Source organism: Streptomyces sp. NPDC001868, from assembly GCF_040297125.1.
In the GTDB taxonomy this organism is placed as follows: Bacteria; Actinomycetota; Actinomycetes; order Streptomycetales; family Streptomycetaceae; genus Streptomyces.
The window spans coordinates 11880-34189 of sequence record NZ_JBEOYO010000034.1 but is presented as its reverse complement, the minus strand read 5'-3'; the positions used below and the strand labels follow the sequence as shown (position 1 = coordinate 34189).

The following is a 22310-nucleotide window of genomic DNA, read 5'->3' as shown; positions in this document are numbered from 1 at the left end:
TCAGGGGCGCGGGGAACTGCGCGAGAAGCCCCACCGGACCCGCACCCGCCAACGAACCCGCACCCCCCACCCCCTCAGGCGCCCGGTCACCAGAAAAAACCGCTTCACCCCCCATGGGATACTGACGACATCCACCCGTACCCCGAGGAGAACGGCTCCCCCTGATGGCTCCGGTCACGTCCCTCACCGCCTCCGTCAACCAGCGCCTGACGACCGCCCTCTCGGCCACCCTGCCGACCGCGGACGCGGAGCCGCTGCTGCGACGCAGCGACCGTGCGGACTACCAGGCCAACGGAATCCTCGCCCTCGCGAAGAAGGCGAAGGCGAACCCCAGGGAGCTGGCCACCCAGGTCGTCGCCCAGGTGGAGTCCGGCGAGCTGATCAAGGAGATCGAGGTCTCCGGCCCCGGCTTCCTGAACATCACCCTCACCGACAAGGCGATCACCCAGAACCTCGCGGAGCGCTACGCCGACACGGAGAACCGTCTCGGCGTGCCCCTCACCACGCACCCGGGCACGACGGTCATCGACTACGCCCAGCCGAACGTGGCGAAGGAGATGCACGTCGGCCACCTCCGCTCCGCCGTGATCGGCGACGCGGTGGTCCAGATCCTGGAGTTCACCGGCGAGAACGTGGTCCGCAGGCACCACATCGGCGACTGGGGCACCCAGTTCGGCATGCTCATCCAGTACCTGGACGAGCACCCGCACGAGCTGGACCACAAGGACGCCCAGATCAGCGGCGAGGAGGCGATGTCGAACCTCGACCGCCTCTACAAGGCCGCCCGGAAGCTGTTCGACTCCGACGAGGAGTTCAAGACGCGGGCCCGCCGCCGGGTGGTCGACCTCCAGGCCGGCGACCCGCACACCCTCGCCACCTGGCAGAAGTTCGTCGACGAGTCGAAGATCTACTTCTTCTCCGTCTTCGAGAAGCTGGACATGGAGATCCGGGACGCGGACATCGTCGGCGAGTCGGGCTACAACGACATGCTGGACGAGACGTGCCGCCTCCTGGAGGAGTCGGGCGTCGCGGTCCGCTCCGAGGGCGCCCTCTGTGTCTTCTTCGACGACGTCAAGGGCCCGGACGGCAACCCGGTCCCCCTGATCGTCAAGAAGTCGGACGGCGGCTACGGCTACGCGGCCACCGACCTCTCCGCGATCAGGGACCGCGTCTTCAACCTCAAGGCGAACTCCCTCCTCTACGTCGTGGACGCCCGCCAGTCCCTGCACTTCAAGATGGTCTTCGAGACCGCGCGCAGGGCGGGCTGGCTGAACGACGAGGACGTCAAGGCGTTCCAGCTCGCGTTCGGCACGGTCCTCGGCAAGGACGGCAAGCCGTTCAAGACCCGTGAGGGCGAGACGATCCGCCTGGTCGACCTGCTCGACGAGGCGATCGACCGCGCCACGGCCGTCGTCCGGGAGAAGGCCGAGAAGGTGGGCCTGTCGGAACAGGAGATCGTCGAGAACGGCCGGTACGTCGGCGTCGGCGCGGTGAAGTACGCCGACCTGTCGACCTCCGCCGTACGGGACTACAAGTTCGACCTGGACCAGATGGTCTCGCTGAACGGCGACACCTCGGTGTACCTCCAGTACGCGTACGCCCGTATCCAGTCGATCCTCCGCAAGGCGGGCGAGTCCGCCGCCCCCACCGCACACCCGGAGCTGGAACTGGCCCCGGCGGAGCGGGCGCTGGGCCTGCACCTGGACCAGTTCGGCGAGACCCTGGCCGAGGTCGCGGAGTCGTACGAGCCGCACAAGCTCGCCGCGTACCTCTTCAAGCTGGCGACCCTGCTGACCACGTTCTACGACCAGTGCCCGGTTCTGAAGGCCGACACCCCGGCCCAGACGGAAAACCGCCTGTTCCTCGTCGACCTGACAGCCCGCACCCTGCACCGGGGCATGGCCCTCCTGGGCATCAGGACCCCCGACAAGCTCTGACCCGACCGCCCAACCGGCCGGGGGGCAGGGCTCGTTGGCGACTGCGGGTGAGTGGGGGTTGCTCGCGCAGTTCCCCGCGCCCCTAAAAGCTTCAGGCCCCTGCGGGCCTGAACGGCACCGGGGCTGCGGCCTGAAAAGCACGGGGCGCAGCCCCTGCTTTTCAGGGGCGCGGGGAACTGCGCGAGAAGCCGCACCGAACCCGCACCCGCCAACGGACCCGCACCCCCGAGCTCATAGGCACCGGTCACACACCCCCCGCTGTCAGTCCCTCCCCTTACAGTCACCCCCATGGCGACACTTCCCAACCCGCTCCCCAAACTGGCCGCCGACCCAAGCGGACACACACTCGGCCTGGAACTCCCGCTTCCGCCCGGCCGCCTGATAGACACGACGGACAACGGCCCCTGGCACGAGCCCCTGCTGTGGTGCGCGGACACCCCGGCCACCCTCGGCGTCTGGACCACCGCCGATCCCGCACGCCGCACCGCGGGACTCCTGCCGGTGCTGCTCGACGTCGGCGGCAGCCAAGGCGGCCCACAGGACTGGGAGTTGGCGCCGGGCGAGACGTCGTATCCCGGGGATCACGACGCCGAAGAGGTCCTGGCCGAGTTCTGGGAGGCGTGCGCGGCCCAGGAAGACGGCGAGTGGCCCGGCCTCACCGCCACCCCTGTCTCCGAAGCGTCCGGCACCGACCCGGACACCCTCGCCGCCCAGACCGCCGACGCCCTGGCAAGCGACCCCTCCCGGGTCAAGGACCCCCGCCTCGCCCTGGTCCCCGCCCGCCGCAGCGCGGACATCCCGGCGGCCATCGGCTGGGCGGGCGCGATGAACCACGAACGGGACGTGGCCCGGCTGAGCGCGGTCCTGCGCTCCTGGGAGGACCGCTTCGGCATACGCGTCGTGGCCCTGAACTTCGCCCAGTTGGTGGTCTCGGTGGCGGCACCCCCCACCACCCCGGCCGAGGCGGAGTCGGTGGCCGCCGAGCACTTCGCGTTCTGCCCGGACAACGTGTCCCAGGGCACCACCGACGGCACCCTCCGCACCTACGCCCGCACCCTCATCGGCGAACACATGTGGTCCTTCTGGTGGGACTGACCGCGGCCAAGGGTCGGCCCGCAGCCACGCGCCGGCCCCCAGCCGCACGCCAGCCCCCAGCCGCACGCCAGCCCCCAGCCACGCGTCAACCCGCTCCCCTTGCCACGCATCAACCCGCTTCCCCCGCCGCCCGCAACCCCTCCCCCAGCCTCCGCAGCCCCTCCCGGATCTCCCCCGGCGTCTGCGTCACGAAGCACAGCCGCAGCGTCGCCCGGTCCGGTTCACCGGCGTAGAAGGGCGCGCCCGGCACGTACGCCACGTCCTGCTCGACGACGCGCGGCAGGAGGGCGCCGGTGTCGTAGGAGGAGGGGAGGCGGGCCCAGAGGAACATGCCGCCCTCGGGGCGGTTCCAGGTGGAGCCCTCGGGGAGGGCTTCGGCGAGGCCGTCGAGCATGGTGTCGCGGCGCTCGCGGTAGGCGGCGGCGACCCGGACGACATGGGCGTCCAGGTCGCGGTCGGCGAGATAGCGGGCCGCGGCGAGCTGGTTGACGGTCGGGGTGTGCAGATCGGCCGCCTGCTTGGCGACCGCGCACGCCCGGCGCAGTCCAGCCGGCGCGCGCAGCCAGCCCAGCCGCATCCCGGGCGCCATCACCTTGGAGAAGGAGCCCAGCAGCGCCGTACGGTCCTCGGCACCCGGGTACGAGGCGATCCACGGCACCCGCTCGCCCTCGAAGCGGAGTTCGCCGTACGGGTCGTCCTCGACGATCCACAGTCCGCGCCGGGCGGCGACGGAGGCGACGGCCGCCCTCCGCTCGGCGGGGAGCGTGCGCCCGGTCGGGTTCTGGAAGGTGGGGACGGTGTAGAAGAGCTTGGGCCGGTGCCGTACCACCAGTTCCACCAGCGCCGCCGGGTCCACCCCGTGCTCGTCGCCCGGCACGGCCACCACCCGCGCCCCCGCGAACCGGAACGCCTGGAGTGCCGCCAGATAGCACGGGTCCTCGACCAACACCACGTCCCCCGGCTCCAGCAGCGCGGTGGCGAGCAGCGACAGCGCCTGCTGCGATCCGGTGGTGACGAGCACCCCGTCCGCGCCGGTCTCCAGCCCGCGCGCCCCGTACCGCGCCGCGAGCGCCGCCCGGAGCGCCGGCTCGCCCTCAGTCGTCGCGTACTGCAGGGCGCGCCCCGCGGACTCGGCGAGCACATCGCGGTAGGCGGCCGCTATCCCCTCCGTGTCGAACAGCTCCGGCGCGGGCAATCCACCCGCGAAGTTGACGACTTGGGGACGTGAGGTGACGGCGAGGATGTCCCGAACGGGGGAACCCCCGACGGCCGCGACCCGCTCGGCGAAGCCGGGCACTGCCGCCCCCGCACCCACCGCGGCCCCGCTCCCCGAACCGCCCCCGTCCCCCGTTTCTACGACAAACCCCACGTCATACGCGGCCCGCACGGCATCCACGGCACCCATCCCTCGGCTCCCTCGCCACTCCCGGACGGCAGGACCCCGCCCCTGCCCGCACCCTAGCCAGATGCGTGCCCCCTACATCCACCAATTTCGCGATGCGGACCGTCCTCCGCACCCCCTAGGCTGCCGCCCATGCTGCCCAGCGTGGACACGAACGACGAGTTGGAAGAAGTCGTCGGCGACGAGGCGCTGCTGCGACCTGCTGCCCAGGATCTCTGTGGTCAGCTCGGTCTCGCAGGTGCGCGAATCGTACGTTTCCCCGAGGGCTCGCTGCCGGTGTACGCCGTCGGCGATGCCCTCGTCCTCAAGCTGTATCCGGGTTTCGAAGCGGCGGAAGCCGTCCGGGAAGCCCGGCTGCTGTCGATACTGTGGGGCAAACTTCCCATCCCCACACCCAGGCTGCACTCGGCCGACCAGTACAAGAACGGCTGGCGCTATGTGCTGATGTCCCGGCTGCCCGGCGAGGACCTCAACGAGGCCTGGCCCCGGATCCCCCGGCCCGACCAGGAACGTATCGTCGCCGAGGCCGCCGAGGGCCTCGCCGCCCTGCACGCCCTGGACGCCACCCCGGTCATCCCGCTCACCGGGCCGCCGGACTGGGGCAGGTTCATCGCCGCTCAGCGCGCGGCGGCGGTCGAGCAGCAGCAGATCGGCGGGCTCACGGGCCCCTGGCTGGAACAGATCCCGGACTTCCTCCGCTCCGTCCCGCTGCCCGCCCCGCGCCGCCCGGTCCTCCTGCACACCGAGTTCATGCGCGACCACCTGACCGTCGACCCGCAGGACGGCTGGCGCCTCACCGGCCTGTTCGACTTCGAACCGGCCATGGTCGGCGACCCCGCCTACGACTTCGTCAGCGTCGGCCTCTTCCTCACCCGAGCCGACCCCACCCTCCTGAAACTCTTCTACGAGGCATACGGCCAGCCCCCGTTCGCCCCCCGCGAGCTGATGGCCTACACCCTCCTGCACGTCTACAGCGACCTGAACTGGTACCTACGCAGCCTGCCCGCCCCACCCAGCCAGAACTTCGACGCACTGGCGGAGACTTGGTTCGGCACAGGAGGATGACGGAAGGGCGATGGGGGCTGAAGCGATGGGGACTGAAGGGGGGCGCAGCCCTCCCTTCAGGGGCGCGGGGAACTGCGCGACCAGCCCCCACCCACCCGCACCCGACAACCAACCGAGCAGCCCCCTCTACCCCTTACGCCCCACCGCCGCATACACATTGATGTCCGCATCGGTCACGTCATTGATGTCCCGGTACCGAACCCGCTCGATGTCGTCCATCCCGGCCAACACATGCGGCTCCACCGCCGGAGGCACCGGCGCACCACCCTCGAACCGCCAGTGGTGCGCCGGCACCACCCCGGGCGCGTCCACCACGAGCCCGCTCTCCGAGAAGAAGCGAGCGACCTCGTCCTTGGACCGCAGCACGAAGGTGAACCCCCGCTTGGTGTAAGTCTCCTGGACCGCACGGATGTTCGCCGGGTTGAGGTCCTCGGTCAGATGGCTGAGGACCAGCCGGCTCCCGGCGGGCAACGCCTCCACCAGCTCCCGGACCACGGGGTACGCCTCGTCGTCCTCCACGAAATGCAGGATCGCCACCAGGCACAACGCGATCGGCTGGTCGAAGTCGAGCGTCTTCGCGGCCGCTTCGAGGATCCGCTCCGGCGTCTTGAGGTCGGCGTCGATGTAGTCCGTGGCCCCCTGGGGCCCGCTGGTGAGCAACGCGCGCGCGTGGGCGAGCACCACCGGGTCGTTGTCGACGTACACGACCCGGGAGCCGGGGACGATCTCCTGCGCGATCTGGTGGACGTTCTCGGCGGTCGGCAGCCCGGTGCCGATGTCGAGGAACTGCCGGATGCCCTCGTCCTTGACGAGCGTGGTCACCGCACGGCGCATGAAGTCCCGGTTGTGCCGCACGTCGAGATAGCCGCGCGGATTGGCCGCCAGCGCGGCACCGGCGGCCTCCCGGTCCACGGCGTAGTTGTCCTTGCCGCCGAGGAAGACGTCGTAGACCCGTGCCGGGTGCGCCTTGGTGGTGTCGATCCGCTTCCGCAGTTCGGCGGGGTCCTGGCTGAGCGCGTCACCGGCCATGAGGCTCTCCCTGGAGAGTTGAGTCATTGATTGCCCAAAAACCTAACCCTCAGCGAGAGTTGCCGCCGCCCGGATACGGATGCCCACCGCCCACCACCGCCCGGACGGCCACCGACCACCACCGTCCGGCCCCCAACTACCACCATCCGAGCGGAGGTTGACTACCCCTCCTCGCCCTCACTGCCACTACCACTGTCACTCCCGCCCAGCGTCGTCCCCTCCGGGACCCACTTCGACCCGCCGAGCGGAAACTCGTACGCCGGACGCCCGTTGTTGCCGCTCGTACGGAACGGCTGACCGTTGTCGTCCAAGGTCAGCGTGCCGCTGCGGCCACCGCTGGTCCACTCCAGTTCCAGGTACCAACTGACGTAGTACGCCGAGGCGTCGGCGGTGATGTAGTAGGTCTCCGGGTCGGACTCGCTGACGGAGTACGGGAAGTCCTTGCTGCCCGCCTTGGGCTGCACGGCGGGGCGCGCGGCGTCGAGGGCGATGGTGAAGGACCGGGTCGGGACACCGGCCCCGCAGCCGACACCCGGGTACGCCATGGCGTAGTCGTTCCAGGCGAGCGGCGACTGCTTGCCGGCCGTCTTGACCTTGAGGCTCCGTACGATCACGGTCTCCTCCCCGGCGCCCTGCAAGGAGAGCGTCAGAAACTGCTGCCCCGACGACACGGCGCCCTGCGCCGACACCCAGCCCGCCGCGCCCGGCTCCCCCGGCGGCTCCGCGACCTGCGTCGGAGGCCGGTCGACCAGATACCGCTGGGAGCAGGGGCTCTCCCAGGTGTACGGCTCCACCTTCACGTGCAGCGGCACCGGGAGGGACGCGTCCTCGCCGCCCCCGCCCGCGCCACCGGCACCGGCCGGGGTGGCGGTGGCCGAGGCCCCGGCCTCCTTGCCGGTCCCCTTCTTGCCCTTGCCACCCGACTCGCTCGGGGACACGGAAGGCGAAACACCGGACGGCGACGGGGAGTTCTCGCGCGCCCGCTCCGCACCACCGTCCCCGACGGACGTGTCCCCGGCCCTGCGCGCGGCCCCGTCCTCGTCCCCACCGGACGGCAGACTCACGGCGAGCGTCACCGCGCCGAGCACGGCTGCTACGGCCAGCCCGGCGACCAGCGCGACCCGTGTACGCCGCCGCGCGGGCACCCGCTCCCCGGACCCACCGACTGCCACACCCCCGATCACCGTCTCTGGAACGGACCGCTCCGCCGAACCCGAACCCGAACCCGGCTCGTCCCCGGCATCCGCAGCCGCCCCCTCGACCGCCCTCTCAGCCGTCCTCTCGTCCGCCCGGCCGGAGTCACCCCCCTTGCGCCGCCGCACCGCGTCCGCGAGCACCCACGTCCGGTGGAGCTCGACCAACTCCTCCGGGGACGCCTTGCAGAGCCGGGCCAGCCGCTCGACGGGGGCGTAGTCCGCCGGTACGGCATCCCCGTTGCAGTACCGGTGAAGCGTCGACGTACTCATGTGGAGCCGCTTGGCGAGCACCCCGTAACTCAGCCCGGAGCGCTCCTTCAACCCCCGCAGCAGCTCAGCGAAATCGGCCCCCAGGCCGTTCGCGGTACCGCTCCCCGACACGTCTTCCTCCGTCCCCTCACGCCCGTCACGTCCCGTTCCGTGTTCCAGGGAAGGGACGTTTCCGCAGTTCAAAGCCGGTGTGGGCGTTCCAGCGTCCCTGATCGTCCGTCGGCTGTGGCGGCCGGGACGGATCACCCCACAAGCTGTGGTCATCCAAGCACGCCGCTCCCGGCAGACCGGTCGAGCGGCACTGCTTCGACCACTTGTTCTCAGCCTTCTCAACCGGCTTTGTCCGAAAGGGATCCCTCATGCGTACGTTCCGCACCACTCGCCCCACCCGAGTCGCCCGCCCCGCCCGTCTGCTGGCCGCGACCGGAGCAGCCCTCGCCGCCCTCGCCCTCACCGCGTGCGACAACGGCATGGGCGCGAGGGACGAGGGCGCGGCGGGCGGCTCCACCTCGACCGAACAGACCACCGGCACGAGCGGCGGCACGAGCGGCGGTAGCAACACCGACAAGAACGCATCGATCAACGAGACCCCGGCCCCGTCCGACCCGTCCGACCCCTCGAACTCCTCCGACCCCTCCGACCCCTTCGACCCCGCCAACCGCGTCACCTGCAACGGCTCCCGCACCACCGTCACCGCGCAGCCGGTGTCCCGCCCGATCAACCACCTGCTGATCACCGTCAAGAACACCGGTTCGAAGGTCTGCGACCTCTACTTCAACCCCTCGGTGCGGTTCGGCGAGGCCCAGTCGGCGCCGCGCGTGATCGAGGACTCCCAGCCGCAGGCGGTGGTCACTCTGGCCCCCGGCGAGTCCGGCTACGCGGGCGTCGTGCTCTCGTCCGCCGACGGCAGCGGCGGCAAGGGCACGACGGAGAAGAAGGTCGTCATCCACTTCCAGGACCGCGAGTACGGCAGCGACGCCGGCGCCCCCGCGTCCCCCGCCCTGCCGGCCAAGGGCGTCTACGTCGACAACTCCGTGGCCGTCACGTACTGGCAGTCGAACGCGGAAGACGCCCTCCAGTACTGAACCACTGAGGTACCGAACCACTGAGGTACTGGGCCGGGCTCAGCGCAACATGCGAGCCGCCTCGACGGCCCAGTACGTGAGGATGTTCTGCGCACCGGCCCGCTTGATCCCGGTCAGCGTCTCCAGGATGGCCCGTTCCCGGTCGATCCACCCCTTCTCCGCGGCGGCCTCGACCATCGAGTACTCCCCGGAGATCTGGTACGCGGCGACCGGCACGTCCACGGAGTCCGCGACCTTCGCCAGGACGTCCAGGTAGGGCCCGGCCGGCTTGACCATCACCATGTCGGCGCCCTCCTCCAGATCGAGGGCTAGCTCCCGCAGCGACTCCCGGACGTTCGCCGGATCCTGCTGATACGTCTTCCGGTCGCCTCGCAACGAGGAGCCGACGGCCTCCCGGAAGGGCCCGTAGAAGGCGGACGCGTACTTGGCGGTGTAGGCCAGCACGGCGACGTCCTCGCGCCCGATCTGGTCAAGGGCATCACGAACGACCCCGATCTGACCGTCCATCATCCCGCTGGGCCCGACCACATGCGCCCCGGCGTCGGCCTGCACCTGGGCCATCTCGGCGTACCGCTCCAGGGTCGCGTCGTTGTCGACCCGCCCCTGATCATCGAGCACTCCGCAGTGCCCGTGATCGGTGGTCTCGTCGAGACACAGATCCGACATCACGAGCAGTTCGTCCCCGACCTCGGCCCGCACATCACGGATGGCGACCTGCAGAATCCCGTCCGGGTCGGTCCCCGGCGTCCCGAGCGCGTCCTTCTTCTCGTCCTCCGGCACCCCGAACAGCATGATCCCGGAGACCCCGGCCTCGACGGCCTCCACGGCGGCCTTCTTCAGACTGTCCCGTGTGTGCTGCACGACCCCCGGCATCGCCGAGATCGGCACCGGCTCACGCACACCCTCCCGCACGAACGCGGGCAGGATGAAGTCCGCGGGATGCAGCCGCGTCTCGGCCACCATCCGCCGCATCACAGGCGTCGTACGAAGCCGGCGGGGCCGCGTACCGGGAAACGATCCGTACTTCGACATACACCTACGCTACGCCCGCCCCGACAGCCCATTTGCCGACGCCCCGTCGGCGAGGACGGCGCTCCCGAAAGGGGCCGCAGGCCTCCTTTCGGGAGCGCGGGGAACTGCGCGAGAAGCCCCACCGGGCCCGCACCCGCCGACACACCCGACCCCCCGAGCTCTCAGGCGAAACCCCGAACAACCCGGGGCAATGTCACCGCCCCCTACTGCCGCACCCGGCTCCTACTGCCGCACCTCGTCCCTACTGCCGCACCTGGTTCCGCCCGGGCCCCCCGGACAACTTGTCCGCCCCCGCACCCCCGTACAGCACATCGTTCCCGCTGTTCCCCCACAACTCATCGTTGTCCTGGTCCCCCCAGAGCCTGTCGGCGCCCTGCTCCCCGTACAGCTTGTCGGCGCCCCGACCCCCGCGCAGCGTGTCGTTGCCCGTGCCACCGTGGAGGTTGTCGCGCCCCTGCTTGCCGAGGATGACGTCGTTGCCGGAGTCGCCGAACAGGTTGTTGTTCTCGCCGTCCCCGGTGAGGGAGTCGTTGCCGGCGCCCCCGGCACAGTCGTGGGCGCAGCCGCTGATCGTGTCGTCGCCCTTGCCCCCGAACGGCCCCATGCCCCACATCCCGCCACCACCGTGGAGACGGTCGTTCCCATCCTCGCCGTAGAGGACGGCCGAGTAGCCGTTGTCGGTGAGGACGTCCTTGCCGGGCCCTCCGTAGATCGTCGCTTCCGCACTCTTGCTGTCGGCGGGGATGGTCACCGTGTCGGCGCCGTCCCGGACGGTGACGTTGTAGATGGGCGAGTCGTCCGAGCCCAGGACCACCTCGACCTTGCACTGGACGACGGTGCGGTCCTCAGCCGACGGGTACACGCACTCGTCCCACTCGGCCGCCCGCGCCTCGATGGCCATCTCGACCCGGTCGTCGAAGGTGAGGACGTGGTACAGCTCGTACTCGCTCCTCTCCTCGATCGTCGCGGAGACGGTCAGCCGGTTGTCCTGCCCGGCCGCGGCCTTGTACCAGAGCTCACCGTCGTCATGCACCAGCGTGGCCGGCCCCACGGCGGCGGCCTGCGCGCCCGGCGCGGCCAGCAGCCCGCCCCCCAACGCGAGGACGGCGGTAGCGGTGGCGGCGGCGATCGTCCGTAACGTACGCATACAGAGGTAGTCCTTAGGTGCCCAGGAGCCGATCGTTGCTTCGGTCACCCACTGAGACAGCACGCCCGGACCCGGGGTTGTACCCCCTCCCCCACAACCCCCACCCGCCCCTCACGGGCAACCAGAAGTTGTCCCGAACACCGCCTGGCCGTCACCCGGTCCCCTGCCCGCTCCCCTCATCGCCGTCGACGAGCCGCAGCCCATGCTCCCGTGCGGGCTGGGCGGGCTCGTCGGGCTCGTCGGGCTCGACGAAGTCCAGGGCGAACTCACCGAGATCGAACGCGGCGTCCCGCCAGTGCGCGGCCAGATCCAGCAACTTCTGCGGGTCGTAGTCGACGGGCGGCTTCGGCTGGCAGGGCAGCAGCGGGTAGAGGACGGCGGCGGCGAACCGGACACCCCACATGGCAGCCCCGGCATGAGGTTCCACGCCTTCCGCGACCCCTTCCTGCTTCAGGTACTCCAGGGTGGCCGACGCATCGCGCAGGGTGTTGTACACCTGCGCATAGTTGACATCCTCCCCCTCTTACGAAAGGGGGATTTCAACCCGGTTGGATTGGGGTTCACGGACGTTCGTCCGCTGGTTGGGCGGTGTCGTCCCTCCGGCACCAGCTGTGCGCCGGGGGCGGGGGATCCCGCCCTGTCCTGCCGCGATGTTGATACTGGCGTTGGTGTCGGCGTTGCAGGTGAAGCCGCAGGAGGAGCAGACGAACTCGGCTTGGCTCTTGCGCGAGTTCTTGTCGATCCATCCGCAGGCACTGCACCGCAGGCTGGTGTAAGGGGCGGGTACGTCTTCGACCCGGCCGGGGGCCTTGTGTCCGGTGCGCTGTCGGAGCAGGCCCCAGCCCTGGGCGAGGATCGCCCGGTTGAGACCGGACTTCTGGGCGACGTGCCTGCCGGGCCGCTCCACGGTTCCCTTCGCGGAGCGGGTCATCGTCTTGATGCTGAGCTTCTCGAACCGGATGAGGTCATAGGAGCGGGCGAGCCTGGTGCTGGTCTTCTCGCACCAGTCCTTGCGCCGGTTCGCCTCCCGCGCCTGGAGCCTGGCCGCCTTCGCATGCTCGGCCGCCTTGGCGGCGCTGCCTTTCGGGGCTCTGGCCGCCCGCGCTGGTGTTTGCGGATCTGGGCGCGTTCTTTGACGGTGAGCTGGGGGCAGTTCAGCTTCCGGCCGTCGGAGAGGGCGGCGGTGACGGTGACACCCCGGTCGATGCCGATCACCGCACCCGTGCCGGGTACCGGGGTCGGCTCGGGGAAGACCGCGAACGCGATGTGCCACTGCCCGTTGCGGAAGGTGACGCGGAAGCCCTCGTGCACGTGCTTCCTGCGGCAGGTCGGCTCACCGAACCCGGACGTGAACCTGACGCTCTTGGCCCTGGCGAAGTCCTTCAGCGCCTGCTGCTGCACATCCGCGTTCCCCGAACCCAGCCACTCGCTCTCCCACCGGGCCACGGTGAGCTGACGGCACTGCTCCGCAAAACCGGGCGCCGACGTGCGCCACCGGCGCCAGTGCGAGTGCTGCTCGACAGCGAGGTTCCACACGTACCGGGCGTGCGCGCAGTGCGTGAGCATCTGCTCGGCCTGCGCGCGCGACGGATACATCCGGAAACGTGACATGCCACGAACCTAGACACCCCGTTCCCCTCTCGCGCACGCCTTCGACCAACATCACCCGTGCGAGTGACCAGCACCCTCCTGCCTTCCAGGACGCCCCCGCCCACCGGGCCCTCAACCCGCAGGCACCACAAACGGCTCCATGCCGGCCTCACCACCGTCTCCCCGGAGACGCCGAATCGCTCTGGCGGCGATTCGGCTTTCCCCTGCCCCGCTACGCGGGAACGGACATTCACCCCGGCCCTGAAGGACCGGGCACCCCGCCCGGCAAGCAAGGTGGGTGACACCGGAACGGGTGGCACTTCGCCGGATAGGGGTCTGCGGGCGCACGGCGCCGCTAGGCTTGCTCTCAGCCATGAGGGAAGCTCCTACTTCTCCTCGGTGGTCAGGCCCTCGCACTGGGATTGCAGTCCCGGCGGGGGCCGTCGCATGTCTACGGTTGTCTCCTGCTCTCCACCGAGCCTGCCCGCCCAACCCACCACCGCGCCAGCCGACTTGAGGCAGTTCACTCCAGCGAGTGACAAACACGGGGTTTGGATCGGTTTGGAGGGATTCTCTCCCAAAGAGTTCTTACTCCTTTACCGCCCGCACCCCCGACACACGCCCGACCGGGTCCCGTGTTTCCGGGCTTCGGATTCTCGGATTCTCGGATTCAGCGTGAGCGCAGCGTCCAGTTGGCCCCGAGGGTTGACCTTTGGCCAGAAGTACATGGGATCGCGATCGCAATTTTGGTACAAATGATCGACTGGTGTCCGTGTGAGCCCACATGGGTCCTGAGCGTCCACGCGTCAGATGCGTGGGCCGGGCGCCGAGTTGAAGGAACGAATCCGCGAGGGCGTCCACGGGGGTAGACGTGAGCGAGGACAGGCCCGTTGTCTCGGCCGAGATACCGGAGTTCACGGGAAATCTGGAGCAGTTGGAGACGGACGCCGGGGACATCGCGTTCGACGGGATGGCGGTCGGCGCGGCGGGTCTGCTGATCGACGCCAACTTCAATCTGCTGGAACCTTTCTACAAGGCACCCGAGGCCGACCAGCTCTTCGCGACGACCGCGCCGGTCGCGGCGGCCGGCCACGAGCTGCAGACCGAGTTGGGCACGGTCTCCAAGGCGCTGCTCGACTACGCGGCCGAGGTGCGGCCCCTGGTCGACCGGCTCAACTCGCTCCGCGAGGAGGCGGCGGCGTTCGAACGGCGCGTCGCGGACGACGAGGACTGGGTCGCGGACGGCGACCTCATCGACGAGAACACGGCCCGCCGCAACGCGGTGAACGCCGCCTGGTCCGCCTTCCAGGCCGCCGAGCTGGCCTGCCACAACAAGATCGTCGCGCTGGTCGGCGGCGAGGCGCTCGTCGTCAACGACGGCTCGAACAAAGAGAACATGTACGGCTACCGCGCCGAGGACCTCAACAACGCCGGCGGACTGCCGTGGGGCGACCCGGTCGAGGAGTCCAACCCCTGGTACTACGTCCACGAGCACGCCTGGGACTTCACCGTCGGCTTCGTCGTCGACGGCGTGTGGGGCACGATCAAGGGCCTCGGCACCCTGGTCGGCTTCAACGGCTGGGACGCGGCGGGCCAGGCCTGGACCGGCCTCGGCAAACTCGCCACCGGCATCCTCATCACCGCCGTCCCGGTCGTCGGCGCCGCGTACTGGCTGGCCCCCGACGACAAACTCCCCTCCTGGCTCCGCGACTCGCGCACAGCCGTCGTGGAAACGGGCAAGGCCCTGATCGCGTACGACGAATGGGGCAAGAACCCCTCACGCGCGGCCGGAGCGGTCACCTTCAACGTCCTGACCACGATCTTCACAGGCGGCGCGGGCGGAGCAGTCGCGGCGACCGGCAAGGCCGGTGCGATCGCGAAGGCCATCTCCTTCGCGGGCAAGGCGGGGCGGATCGTCGACCCGATGACGTACATCGCGAAGGGCATCGGCGGAACCGCCGTCAAGATCAGCGACGTCATGGCCGGTCTGCGCGGCATCACCAACGGCACACACATCCGCCTCGGCGAGGGCACCTACCAGATCGCCGACCCCCCGAACATCGCCGATGACCTCCCGGCCGGCCTCACCCCCGAGAACAGCGTCCGCATGACGACCCCCGAAGGCGAGGTCGTGTTCCTCGACACCAAGACCCTGGTCATGCACAACGCGGACGGGACGGTACGCGAGTCCCTGGACAGCATCCGCCACGAGGCAACCGCCGAGCAGCGGGCCGGGGAGGCCGCTGCGCGGCAGGAGCAACCCGCGGGCGTGCGGGAGCCGGCGGGTGTCGGTGCGGGCACGCGCGTGGGGGACACGGCGGTGGTGGGCGGCCGGGGCGGAGACGCCTCGGCGGCTGCTGGAGGCCGTGCCGCAGGCGATGCCTCGACAGGGCGCGGGGGTGGCTCCGGGGGAGCCGGTGGTGGCCCGGACGATGTCGGCCGAGGTGAGGACGGCCCCGGTCGCACGGGGGATGAACGGCCCGACGAGCGCTCCGACGCCGACGGCGACTCGGACGGCAGGCCTGACCCGGACTCCGGGACGCACGGGCCGGACGAGTCGGCGGGCTCTCACGGAGCGGACGAGGACGTTCCCGCCACGCGCGGGGACGACGACCCGTACGCCGGAATGGAACCCGACCTCTCCCGGCCGGCGCTGCCGCCAGGTGACGGGCCGCTCACCCTGCGGGACGTGCGCAACATGCGTAATCCGGAACTCCGCTGGGCGGCGGGCGAAGAACTGCACAGGCAGCAATGGGGAGGCGGCCCCGAGCGTCACTATCCGGTTCCCGTACGGGAGGAGGGGCGGTACCCGGTAACGGGTTCCGGGGGACGCAAGGTCGACGTGCCGGTGGACCTGCCCGATGGCCGCACCGTCGCCGTGGAAGTGAAGACGTACGGCGAATACCGCACCATCACTCTGAAGGACGGAACCAAGGAGGCGATCAAGAACGAAGTCCCCTTGAGCAAGGGGATCAAGGAGCAGATCCACAAGGATCTGGCCCTGCGCGAGATGAACCCGGGCTATGACCCGCGCTGGTCGTTCACGCACGCCGGACCGTCCAAGGAGCTTCGGGACTATCTGATCGAAGCGAAGATCATTTTCTTGGAGTACGGGCCTGCTCCCAAGAAGGGCTGATGGGACACTCCGTCGTGCGAGTGGAACCTCCTGAGAACTGAAAGGCTGCACGCCATGCGGAACAACACGTCGGACGGGGCTGCCGCCGAGGTCTCACAGTGGGCGGAAGGAGCACACGGCAACGCGGCTCATCTCGCCGCGATGGTCGGAGTGACGAGGGAGCGGTTCGAAGCGGATCCGCTCGCCTCGCTGCCCGGTATCCAGAGTTATGTCTCGCGACTGCCGCTGGACGAGTTCGAGCAGTCCGACTGGATCACGCTCCACACGGATCTCGTCTCGTTCCTCGGTGATGTGCTCGTGCGTCGACGCGGAGCACATTGGAAGAAGGTCGACGACCCGGGGCCGTCCGCCGGGCACCGTTACTTCATCGAAGCCACCGGGCTTGACGGGAAAGCGCACCAGGTCGAGCCCTACGACGTGGTCATGGAGGAATTCGAGCACCTGCCCATCGACATTTCTCGCATGATCGCGAACGCCGAGTCGGTCCTGTGTGTGTCATCCGCTCCGAGCGAGAGCGGCTAGAGCTTTGTGTCCGGCGGACGGCTCAGGGGTGCCTTCGTCAGTTTCCCTGACCTGTTGAGCAGGAGATCGGGAATCTCGTCCTCGTAGAACCGGATCTGGCCGATGACGCCTTCCGTGGCCGAGTGGGGCGCCAACAGCTCGATCAGGGTGTCGACCCGGGGCATGGATTCGGCGTGCACCTCTTGACGGACCGTCAGGGACCAGCCCTCGGCCGTTCCGATCAACTCGCCGATCAGGACGCCGCCGATGCGTCTGGCGGGACCGCGAGCGGCCCAGACGGGATGGTTGTCGGCCTCGTCCGCGTGACCGTCGCCCGTTTCCTCGAGGCCGAGGTCATGGCGCAACTCGGAGAGCACCATGTCCGGCACCGATGCCGTCAGGTTCATGGAGACATCGACTATGTAGAGGTCGGCCATGTGCTCAGGGTACGGGTGCCCACGCAAGCGGGGAGCGGCGATCCCATGGGACCACCGCTCCCCGACCGGAAACCCCTCAGGTCGTCGACCTCCGCCGCCGCGCCCCCGGCCGCCGCTCACTGGGCCGAGTAACAGGATCCCCCGCCTCCACGGCCGCGGCCCGCCGCCGCAGCCCGAAGTCCGCCAGCGCCTCCGCCAGCTTGTGCACGGACGGCTCGGGGGCCATCACGTCCACCCGGAGCCCGTGCTCCTCGGCGGTCTTGGCCGTGGCCGGGCCGATGCAGGCGATCACGGTCACGTTGTGCGGCTTCCCGGCGATGCCCACCAGGTTCCGCACGGTGGAGGACGAGGTGAACAGAACGGCGTCGAACCCGCCGCCCTTGATCGCCTCCCGGGTCTCGGCCGGCGGCGGCGAGGCCCGCACGGTCCGGTACGCGGTGACGTCGTCGACCTCCCACCCGAGCTCGATCAGCCCGGCGACCAGCGTCTCCGTGGCGATGTCGGCCCGAGGCAGGAACACCCGGTCGATCGGGTCGAAGACGGGGTCGTAGGGCGGCCAGTCCTCCAGCAGCCCCGCCGCGCTCTGCTCCCCGCTCGGCACCAGGTCCGGCTTCACACCGAACGCGATGAGCGCCTTGGCGGTCTGCTCGCCGACCGCCGCGACCTTGATCCCGGCGAAGGCACGCGCGTCGAGTCCGTACTCCTCGAACTTCTCCCGCACCGCCTTGACCGCGTTGACCGAGGTGAAGGCGATCCACTCGTAGCGCCCCGTCACGAGCCCCTTGACGGCCCGCTCCATCTGCTGCGGCGTCCGCGGCGGCTCGACCGCGATCGTCGGCACCTCGTGCGGTACGGCCCCGTACGAGCGCAGTTGGTCGGAGAGCGAGGCAGCCTGCTCCTTCGTCCGGGGCACGAGGACCCGCCACCCGAAGAGCGGCTTGTTCTCGAACCACGACAGCTGGTCGCGCTGGGCCGCCGCGGAACGCTCACCGACCACGGTTATCACCGGCCGGCCGCCCTCGGGCGAGGGCAGCACCTTGGCCTGCTTCAGCGTCTGGGCGATCGTGCCGAGCGTCGCGCTCCAGGTCCGCTGCCGGGTCGTCGTACCGGCGACGGTGACCGTCATCGGCGTGTCCGGCTTACGGCCTGCGGCGACCAGCTCGCCCGCCGCGGCGGCCACGGTCTCCAGCGTCGCCGAGACGACGACGGTCCCGTCCGACGCCCCGACCTCCGCCCAGCACCGGTCGGACGCCGTGCGCGCGTCGACGAACCGTACGTCCGCGCCCTGCGCGTCCCGCAGCGGCACACCGGCGTACGCGGGCACGCCCACCGCGGCGGCCACACCGGGCACCACCTCGAACGGCACGCCCGCGGCGGCGCACGCCAGCATCTCCTCGGTGGCGTAAGTGTCCAGGCCAGGGTCCCCGGACACCGCACGCACGACCCGCTTGCCGCCCCTCGCGGCCTCCATGACAAGATGTGCCGCATCCCGCACAGCGGGTGCACCAACGGTTGTTGACACGCCGTCAACAACCGTCAGCTGAGGCGTGCCTGTGCCCGAAAACGTATCCGCTGAAGTAGCCGCGGAAGAGGCAGAGGCAGAAGCTGAGGACGCCGTGGGCGGTGCCGACGGCGGGCTCGAATCGGTGTCCAGTAGGGCGACGCCGGCGCGGGCGTGCGTACGCACCACGTCGAGCACATCGTGCTCGGCGATGAGAACGTCCGCGTTCGCCAGTGCCTCGACGGCGCGCAATGTCAGTAGTCCCGGATCCCCGGGTCCGGCACCGAGGAAGGTGACGTGACCGTGGTCCGGACCGGCGGGAAGGGTGGTGGGGCTCAATGTGCTCGCTCCCCCATCAGACCGGCCGCGCCCTTAGCGAGCATCTCGGCGGCGAGTTCACGGCCGAGCGCCATTGCTTGGTCGTACGTCTCGGGCACGGGACCGGTGGTGGACAGCTGCACCAGCGTCGAGCCGTCGGTCGTGCCGACGACGCCGCGCAGGCGCATCTCCTTGACAATCTGCCCGTCGTCCAGAAGGTCGGCGAACGCACCCACAGGTGCGCTGCAACCGGCCTCCAGGGCGGCGAGCAGGGACCGCTCGGCGGTCACGGCGGCCCGTGTGTACGGGTCGTCGAGCTCGGCGAGCGCGGCGATCAGCGCTGTGTTGTCCGCAGCGCATTCGATCGCCAGTGCCCCCTGGCCGGGGGCGGGCAAAACAGTGTCGACCGAGAGGAAGTCGGTCGCTTCGTCGATCCGGCCGATCCGCTTCAGTCCGGCGGCGGCCAGGACGACGGCGTCCAGCTCACCCTTCCGTACGTATCCGATGCGGGTGTCGACGTTCCCCCGGATCGGCACGGTCTCGATCGTGAGCCCGTGGCCGCGCGCGTACGCGTTCAGCTGGGACATCCGCCGAGGCGAACCGGTACCGACCCGGGCGCCCTCGGGCAGCCGCTCGAAGGTCAGCCCGTCCCGGGCGACGAGTACGTCCCGCGCGTCCTCGCGCACCGGCACGGCGGCCAGCGCCAGGTCGTCCGGGTACGTGGTCGGCAGGTCCTTCAGCGAGTGCACGGCGAAGTCGACCTCGCCGCGCAGCAGCGCCTCGCGCAGCGCGGTGACGAACACGCCCGTGCCGCCGATCTGCGCCAGCTGCTCGCGGGAGACATCGCCGTACGTCGTGATCTCCACGAGTTCGACGGGCCGCCCGGTCAGTCTGCGGACCAGATCCGCCACCTGCCCGGACTGGGCCATGGCGAGTCTGCTTCGCCTGGTCCCGAGCCTCAGGGCCCTGTCTTGCGGCTCACTCATGATCGCCCTCGGTTCTCGGCGTTCGCTTCGACGTTCTTGTCGCCGCCCACGTACCTGGCACTGCCCGCGTACGTGTCGCTGTCCTCGTACGGGGCGTCCGCCCGGCCCTCGGCCCGGGACACGGCGGCGACCGTCTCCTGGTCCAGGTCGAACAGGGTCCGCAGCGCGTCCGCGTACCCGGCACCGCCGGGTTCGGCCGCGAGCTGCTTGACCCGTACGGTCGGCGCGTGCAGCAGCTTGTCGACGACACGCCGCACGGTCTGGGTGATCTCGCCGCGGTGCTTGTCGTCGAGGCCGGGCAGCCGGCCCTCCAGGCGGGCGATCTCGCTCGCGACGACATCGGCGGCCATGGCGCGCAGCGCCACGACGGTGGGTGTGATGTGCGCGGCCCGCTGAGCGGCGCCGAAGGCCGCCACCTCGTCCGAAACGATCCTCCGCACCATGTCGACGTCGGCGGCCATCGGCGCGTCGGCGGAGACCTCGGCGAGCGACTCGATGTCGACCAGCCGTACACCGGCCAGCCGGTGCGTGGCCGCGTCGATGTCCCGGGGCATCGCCAGGTCCAGCAGGGCCAGCGCGGGCGCGGGCCGGGGCACCTCGACGACGGGCTCGGGCCGGCGCAGCTCGGTGATCCGCCCGGTGACGGCCACGGCCGCGACGAGCGCGGCGATCAGCTCGGCGTCGGCGGCGGGCGTACGCGCGGTCTCGCGCTCCGGCGTACGGCGGCTCGCGCGCCGGTCCACGGTGGCGTTGTCGACCCAGGCCGCGTGCTGCTCCAGGGTGGCCGCGTCCATGCCGGCCACCGCCGCCTCACCGAGCACGGAGAAACCGCCGCCCTGCGCGGCGGGGAGGTCGAGGGGGCAGTCGTCGTCGCTGCCGATGGAGGTGGGCGGCAGGACCGGCCGTACGTCCGTGCGTGTGTCGGTCTCGGTGGGGAGCGCGCCCTCGGGCACCCGTCCCTCGACCGCCGCCGCGACCGTCTCGGCGGTCAGGACCAGGCCCGTGGCGCCCGTACAGGAGACGGCGATGTCAGCACGTGTCAGCTCGGCCGGTACCGATTCCATCGGTACCGCGCGGGCCAGCACGTCCGTTTCGCCCTGCTCGGTCAGGATCTGGGCCAGCCGCTCGGCCCGGTCGGGCGTCCGGTTGGCGATCACGATCTCGCCCACGCCCGCGCGCGCGAGGGTCGCGGCGGCCAGCGAGGACATCGACCCGGCGCCGATCACGACGGCCCGCTTGCCCCGGGCCCAGCTCCCGACGTCCGTACCGGCCGTGAACTGTTCGAGCCCGAAGGTCACCAGCGACTGTCCGGCCCGGTCGATCCCGGTCTCGGAGTGCGCCCGCTTGCCGACCCTGAGGCTCTGCTGGAACAGGTCGTTCAGCAGCCGCCCGGCGGTGTGCAGCTCCTGCGCGCGGGCCAGCGCGTCCTTGATCTGCCCGAGGATCTGCCCCTCGCCGACGACCATCGAGTCGAGGCCGCAGGCCACCGAGAACAGATGGTGGACGGCCCGGTCCTCGTAGTGCACGTACAGGTAGGGGGTGATCTCGTCGAGCCCCACCCCGCTGTGCTGCGCGAGCAGCGTGGACAGCTCGGCGACGCCCGCGTGGAACTTGTCCACGTCCGCGTACAGCTCGATGCGGTTGCAGGTGGCGAGGACGGCGGCCTCGGCGGCAGGCTCGGCGGCGACTGTGTCCTGAAGCAACTTGATCTGCGCGTCCAGGGACAGCGCCGCCCGCTCCAGCACGCTCACCGGAGCGCTGCGGTGGCTCAGTCCGACGACCAGGAGACTCATGCCGGCATCACGGCGGGGACATCCCCGTCGGGCCCTTTCCCGGACTCCTTGGGAGCCAGCGGTACGGCACCGTTCTCGCTCGCGGCCTCCTCGCCGGCCTTGCGCTGCTCGTGGAAGGCGAGGATCTGCAGCTCGATGGAGAGGTCGACCTTGCGGACGTCGACGCCGTCCGGCACGGTCAGGACGGTCGGCGCGAAGTTCAGGATCGAGGTGACGCCGGCGGCGACCAGCCGGTCGCACACCGGCTGGGCGGCACCGGCGGGAGTGGCGATCACCCCGATGGACACGCCGTTCTCCTCGATGATCTTTTCCAACTCGTCCGAGTGCTGGACCGGAATACCCGCGACCGGCTTCCCCGCCATCGCCGGATCGGCGTCTATCAGCGCGGCCACCCGGAATCCACGGGAGGCGAATCCGCCGTAATTGGCCAGCGCGGCGCCGAGATTACCGATACCGACAATCACGACCGGCCAGTCCTGGGTCAGCCCCAGCTCACGCGAGATCTGGTAGACGAGATACTCGACGTCGTACCCCACACCCCGTGTCCCGTAGGAACCCAGGTAGGAGAAGTCCTTGCGCAGCTTCGCGGAGTTGACCCCCGCGGCGGCCGCCAGTTCCTCGGATGACACGGTGGGTACCGAGCGCTCGGACAGCGCGGTCAGGGCACGGAGGTACAGCGGAAGCCTGGCGACGGTGGCCTCGGGAATCCCTCGGCTACGGGTCGCCGGTCGGTGAGTTCGGCCAGTTGCCACGGTGCTCCTGCGGGTAGAGCGGGGCTGCGGGCGGTCAT

19 protein-coding genes are annotated in these 22310 nt (G+C 70.3%); 7 read left to right on the top strand and 12 right to left on the bottom strand.

The window, feature by feature from the left end:
- Positions 1-164: 164 nt before the first annotated feature.
- Positions 165-1937, top strand: a complete 1773-nt coding sequence (argS, locus tag ABT147_RS31325) for an arginine--tRNA ligase (protein ID WP_351412384.1) — start codon at positions 165-167, stop codon at positions 1935-1937.
- A 288-nt stretch (positions 1938-2225) separates the two neighbouring features.
- Positions 2226-3032 carry a DUF4253 domain-containing protein gene (locus ABT147_RS31320; protein ID WP_351412382.1) on the top strand — a complete coding sequence of 269 codons (807 nt, stop codon included), beginning with the start codon at positions 2226-2228 and terminating at the stop codon, positions 3030-3032.
- Positions 3033-3141: 109 nt separating this feature from the next.
- On the opposite strand, the gene ABT147_RS31315 is transcribed toward ABT147_RS31320, so the two are convergent.
- Entirely contained in the window at positions 3142-4437 is a 1296-nt protein-coding gene (locus ABT147_RS31315) for an aminotransferase-like domain-containing protein (RefSeq protein WP_351412380.1), read from the bottom strand.
- Between the two features lie 129 nt (positions 4438-4566).
- Here ABT147_RS31315 and ABT147_RS31310 point away from each other — a divergent pair, with 129 nt between their 5' ends.
- Positions 4567-5499, top strand: a complete 933-nt coding sequence (locus tag ABT147_RS31310) for a phosphotransferase family protein (RefSeq protein WP_351412378.1) — start codon at positions 4567-4569, stop codon at positions 5497-5499.
- Positions 5500-5625: 126 nt separating this feature from the next.
- Here ABT147_RS31310 and ABT147_RS31305 read toward each other — a convergent pair whose 3' ends face one another.
- Together ABT147_RS31305 and ABT147_RS31300 are read right to left on the bottom strand one after the other, a co-directional pair.
- Positions 5626-6528, bottom strand: coding sequence for an SAM-dependent methyltransferase (locus ABT147_RS31305; RefSeq protein ID WP_351412375.1), 903 nt, complete (start codon positions 6526-6528; stop codon positions 5626-5628).
- A 161-nt stretch (positions 6529-6689) separates the two neighbouring features.
- Positions 6690-8105 (bottom strand): helix-turn-helix domain-containing protein, encoded by a 1416-nt coding sequence (locus ABT147_RS31300; protein ID WP_351412373.1) that lies wholly within the window; start codon positions 8103-8105, stop codon positions 6690-6692.
- A gap of 248 nt (positions 8106-8353) precedes the next feature.
- Between ABT147_RS31300 and ABT147_RS31295 the strand changes: the two genes are divergently transcribed.
- Positions 8354-9079 (top strand): DUF4232 domain-containing protein, encoded by a 726-nt coding sequence (locus tag ABT147_RS31295; RefSeq protein ID WP_351412371.1) that lies wholly within the window; start codon positions 8354-8356, stop codon positions 9077-9079.
- Between the two features lie 39 nt (positions 9080-9118).
- Here the strand turns inward: ABT147_RS31295 and hemB are convergent, their stop codons facing one another.
- From hemB to ABT147_RS31275, 4 genes are all read right to left on the bottom strand, one after another.
- Positions 9119-10111 (bottom strand): porphobilinogen synthase, encoded by a 993-nt coding sequence (gene hemB / locus ABT147_RS31290; RefSeq protein WP_351412368.1) that lies wholly within the window; start codon positions 10109-10111, stop codon positions 9119-9121.
- A 241-nt stretch (positions 10112-10352) separates the two neighbouring features.
- Positions 10353-11258, bottom strand: a complete 906-nt coding sequence (locus ABT147_RS31285) for a calcium-binding protein (RefSeq protein ID WP_351412366.1) — start codon at positions 11256-11258, stop codon at positions 10353-10355.
- A 151-nt stretch (positions 11259-11409) separates the two neighbouring features.
- On the bottom strand, positions 11410-11754 hold the full coding sequence (locus tag ABT147_RS31280) for a hypothetical protein (protein ID WP_351412364.1): 345 nt from the start codon (positions 11752-11754) through the stop codon (positions 11410-11412).
- 27 nt (positions 11755-11781) lie between these two features.
- A complete protein-coding gene (locus ABT147_RS31275) occupies positions 11782-12531 on the bottom strand; it encodes an RNA-guided endonuclease InsQ/TnpB family protein (RefSeq protein WP_351412361.1) in 750 nt (249 codons plus the stop codon).
- Between ABT147_RS31275 and ABT147_RS31270 the strand changes: the two genes are divergently transcribed.
- The 3 genes from ABT147_RS31270 (at position 12463) to ABT147_RS31260 (ending at position 16506) form a co-directional block, all read left to right on the top strand.
- Entirely contained in the window at positions 12463-12714 is a 252-nt protein-coding gene (locus tag ABT147_RS31270; RefSeq protein WP_351412537.1) for a hypothetical protein, read from the top strand. The two genes, ABT147_RS31275 and ABT147_RS31270, sit on opposite strands and share 69 nt — an antisense overlap.
- A 1005-nt stretch (positions 12715-13719) precedes the next feature.
- Complete coding sequence (locus tag ABT147_RS31265) at positions 13720-15984, top strand: hypothetical protein (protein ID WP_351412359.1); 2265 nt, start codon at positions 13720-13722, stop codon at positions 15982-15984.
- 54 nt (positions 15985-16038) lie between these two features.
- Positions 16039-16506, top strand: a complete 468-nt coding sequence (locus tag ABT147_RS31260) for a hypothetical protein (protein WP_351412357.1) — start codon at positions 16039-16041, stop codon at positions 16504-16506.
- Here the strand turns inward: ABT147_RS31260 and ABT147_RS31255 are convergent.
- The 5 genes from ABT147_RS31255 to ABT147_RS31235 all read right to left on the bottom strand — a co-directional run bounded on the left by ABT147_RS31255 (position 16503) and on the right by ABT147_RS31235 (position 22272).
- Positions 16503-16922, bottom strand: a complete 420-nt coding sequence (locus tag ABT147_RS31255) for a hypothetical protein (RefSeq protein WP_351412354.1) — start codon at positions 16920-16922, stop codon at positions 16503-16505. The genes ABT147_RS31260 and ABT147_RS31255 overlap by 4 nt on opposite strands.
- A 76-nt stretch (positions 16923-16998) precedes the next feature.
- Complete coding sequence (locus ABT147_RS31250; protein ID WP_351412352.1) at positions 16999-18762, bottom strand: bifunctional uroporphyrinogen-III C-methyltransferase/uroporphyrinogen-III synthase; 1764 nt, start codon at positions 18760-18762, stop codon at positions 16999-17001.
- On the bottom strand, positions 18759-19727 hold the full coding sequence (gene hemC, locus ABT147_RS31245) for a hydroxymethylbilane synthase (protein ID WP_351412350.1): 969 nt from the start codon (positions 19725-19727) through the stop codon (positions 18759-18761). The genes ABT147_RS31250 and hemC overlap by 4 nt, the downstream gene beginning before the upstream one ends.
- A complete protein-coding gene (locus tag ABT147_RS31240) occupies positions 19724-21520 on the bottom strand; it encodes a glutamyl-tRNA reductase (RefSeq protein ID WP_351412349.1) in 1797 nt (598 codons plus the stop codon). Before ABT147_RS31240 ends, hemC begins: the two co-directional genes overlap by 4 nt.
- Entirely contained in the window at positions 21517-22272 is a 756-nt protein-coding gene (locus ABT147_RS31235; RefSeq protein ID WP_351412348.1) for a redox-sensing transcriptional repressor Rex, read from the bottom strand. Before ABT147_RS31235 ends, ABT147_RS31240 begins: the two co-directional genes overlap by 4 nt.
- Positions 22273-22310 lie beyond the last annotated feature (38 nt).